The organism is Noviherbaspirillum massiliense JC206 (assembly GCF_000312045.1).
Taxonomy (GTDB): Bacteria; Pseudomonadota; Gammaproteobacteria; order Burkholderiales; family Burkholderiaceae_D; genus Noviherbaspirillum; species Noviherbaspirillum massiliense.
Window position 1 is genome coordinate 831,115 of record NZ_HE978635.1, and the last position, 3,562, is coordinate 834,676.

The following is a 3,562-nucleotide window of genomic DNA, read 5'->3' on the forward strand; positions in this document are numbered from 1 at the left end:
CGACAGATCCATGTTGCCTGCGGCAATCTCCTGCGATGCCGAAGTGATTGCATCGGTACCGGCCCGCACATTGCTGACGATCCGGATCAGGCTTTCATTCATGTTCTTCAGCGCGCTCATCAGCTCGCCGGTCTCGTCTTTCGATTTCACTTCCACTCTTGCCCGCAGGTCGCCTTCCGCCACCTGCCGGGCCAGCTTGACCGCGTCGGCAAGCGGACGGGTAATGTTGCGGGCGATCCAGAGTGCAAGGATGACGCCGAGCACGGCAGCAAGGATGCCGCCGCCGATCAAAGTGGCGCTGGTCCGAGACTTGAGTACGGCCGCATCCTTGACGCGCTGCTTCAGCAAGGCCTCTTCCACGTCACTGATTTCTGCGAGGATGGCGCGCATGGCATCCATGCCTTTCTTGCCCCTGCCTGCCCTTTCCCAGGCAACGACGCTATCCATCAGCTCATTGCCGGCCTCCACATCGCGCCGCATGCTGATCAGAGGATCGATGGCGACCTTCACCCACTGCTGCTGTTCCTGAAGCAGCTTTTCCACGCGTTCCTGCTGCTTCGGATTATCCGAGGTCAGGGATTTCAGCGTGTCGACATGCTTCTTGAAAGCTTCCTTGCCTGCCTTGTAGGGCTCGAGCATAGATTCTTTGCCGGTCAAGGCAAAGCCGCGCTCGCCCGTTTCCATATTGAGCAGGCTTTCGAGAACGCCGTCGGCTACGTCCAGCACTTCATAGCTGCGAATGTTCAAGTCCGTGGCCTGCGACGATTTTGCAAAATTGACATAGGCGGTGACTACCAGGACCAGTAGCAAGGCGACCATTGCGCCGAAACCGAGATAAAGGCGTGTTCCGATTTTCAGATCATTCAACTTCATTTTTTTCCTTCGTCTTTTCCTGTCTAATCGAGTCTTCCTTGATTCCTGCATCCTGTTTTGGATTGCCGGATCGCGTGTTCCGTCACTCCCTTGTCGGCAAAGGCAAAGACCGCGGTCGGACAACTCATTCCTGCCGGGTTTGTCATGCTGTGTGCTGAGGCTGTAAGGCTAGCGGAGGTTGGGATTCTGCAATGGCGCAAACAGCGGGAACATTCAGCGTCTTCTTCCGAAAAGCAGGAAGCGGCTGTTGACTATCCCATTAACGGCAAGAAATCACCGTTACTTGAGGGGGTGCACCTGAATTTTCAGTGCATTTTTACCAATGGGATTGTTGGGGGAAGCGCTGCGCGGCAATGCCACCCGCGCATGCGCTGCAGCTCCGGGCCCTGAGCGGAGGAATCCTCAAAACGCGGCACTGGGAAGCGGTGGCGAAGAGACGCTGATCCCACCTGCGATTCTCAAGCAGGTGGAATTGGCAGATTGGCATTGATCGGAACCCGGCCCGCGCGACGATGCCTTCAAGGCGTCATCCCTGGCGGTTCGGTGAGGATGTTTCCCCTACGTTTATTCAGGACCCGGTTTGCTGATAGGGCGTCCCGGTCGTGCCGGTGCCCGTGTTGCCGGCTTCCGACCCGGCGCGCTGCTGTTTGAATTCCTCGCGCAAGGCCCGGCGCAGGATCTTGCCTACCGGAGTCTTGGGTATGGAGGTGCGGAATTCGATGATCTTCGGGCATTTGTAAGGCGTCAGGTTGGCCCGGCAATGCGCCATCACCGCTTCCTTGGTCAGCGAGGCATCGCGCGGCACCACCATCGCGCACACTGCTTCGCCGCTGCGATCATCCTCGATGCCGATGACAGCGGCTTCCAGGACGTCAGGCATGGCGGCCAGCACTTCTTCGACTTCATTGGGGAACACGTTGAAGCCCGACACCAGGATCATGTCCTTCTTGCGATCGACGATGTGGAGATAGCCTGATTCGTCGAAATAGCCGATGTCGCCCGTTCTCAGGTAGCCATCCGCCGTCATCGCCTTGGCCGTTTCTTCCGGCCGGTTCCAGTAGCCGCGCATGACTTGCGGGCCTTTCGCGCAAACCTCGCCGGGTTCGCCGACCGGCAGCACATTGCCTTCGTCGTCGCGGATCGAGATATCCGTGAGTGGAACCGGCAGGCCGGCCGCACCGCGGAAGCGGGTATCGTCGATCCGGTTGATCGTCAGCGCGCCGGATGTCTCCGACATGCCGAACCCCTCGCAAATGGATTTTCCGGTGAGCTGTTGCCACCTGTCGGCGACCGCCTCCTGCGTGGCGGCACCGCCGGCGCCGCACAGCATCAGGGAGCTGAAGTCGACCTTGCCGATATCCGGATGATTGAGCAGCGCGTTGTAAAGGGTGTTGATCCCGTTGAGCATGCCGACCTTGTAGCGCCGCATGGTTTTGACCAGTCCTTCAAGGTCGCGCGGATTGGCAATCAGCACCGTGCGGCCGCCCCTCAGCACACTTGGCACCAGCACCAGCATGAGCGCCGTAATGTGATACAGCGGCATGATCGCCATGCCGACCAGGTCAGTGGTTTCGATCTTGTCGAATACCGGTCGCGCCCATTCTTCAACGATCGTTTCATGGGCCATGAGATTGCCATGGGTAAGCACGGCGCCCTTCGAAATGCCGGTGGTGCCGCCCGTGTATTGCAGCAGGGCCACGTCGGCCTGACTGATCGGCACCGTGTCCGGCTGTTTTTTCCTGCCCGTCTGCAGTACCGCGCTGAAGCTCACATGCCGCTCGATATGCCACTCCGGCACCAGTTTCTTGATGTGCCGCGCAACCAGGTTCACCAGCTGCCCCTTGAGCCCGAGCAGGTCGCCCAGCGCAACCACAACCACACGTTCGACCGGGACCTGGGGCAGAACCTGCTGCACCACATGCGCAAAGTTTTCCAGCACGACCAGCACCCGGGCGCCCGAATCCTTCAACTGGTGAGCCAGTTCGCGCGGCGTATAGAGCGGATTGACATTGACGACGATGTACCCGCCCTGCAGAGCGCCGAAGAAAGCGACCGGATAAGCCAGGATATTCGGCATCATCAGCGCCACCCGGTCGCCGGGCTGGATGCCTATCTGTTGCAGCCAGGAGGTGAAACAGTCCGCATGCCGGCGCAATTCGCGGAAGGTCATCGGCACATCCATCGAAATCAGCGCCTGCTTGTCGGCATTCCGTTCGCACGACTGCCGGTAGCCGTCGATAATCGTCGTCGGCGGAACAGCCAGGGCCTTGTTGACGTGGGCGGGGTAATTCTTGATCCAATGCTGGCTCATGCTGTATCCTCCGGGCTTGAAACCGACTGCGATCGTTGAATGAAATAGCTTCTGTTGGTGCGACCTCGTTATGCTGTGCCGATGAATATCGTTTTTTTATGTGGCTCGCCGGCGTCTACGGTATGAATGCATTGCTCGACAACGCTACCAAAAGTTCATGCCTTTGCTTTGATAAATATCATTGCGGCGCGGGCGGCTCCTGATCCTTCCCCGACCGTATGGGCCAGGCAGCCGCCCGCAGCGCATCCGCCCAGACTAAAGCCTGTTTCCGGGCCAGTCAATTCTGCATCAGGGCGAGCGCCAAACAGGGCGGGCATTCGCTTTGAAAGCCGGCAGGTGCATGCGCGTTGAGCGACGCCACCTGCCGTAGCCGGGTAC

2 protein-coding genes are annotated in these 3,562 nt (G+C 59.2%); both read right to left on the reverse strand.

Annotated elements, in window-relative coordinates:
* A partial coding sequence (locus HGHM_RS23435) for a methyl-accepting chemotaxis protein (RefSeq protein ID WP_019143225.1) occupies nt 1-873 on the reverse strand: 873 nt, incomplete at its 3' end.
* 568 nt (nt 874-1,441) lie between these two features.
* Nucleotides 1,442-3,184, reverse strand: coding sequence for an AMP-binding protein (locus HGHM_RS19340; protein WP_019143227.1), 1,743 nt, complete (start codon nt 3,182-3,184; stop codon nt 1,442-1,444).
* Between the last annotated feature and the right edge of the window lie 378 nt (nt 3,185-3,562).

Excerpts from the sequence above, each read along its gene's own strand:
- HGHM_RS19340 (WP_019143227.1), bottom strand. The coding sequence starts at position 3,184 with ATGAGCCAGCATTGGATCAAGAATTACCCCGCCCACGTCAACAAGGCC.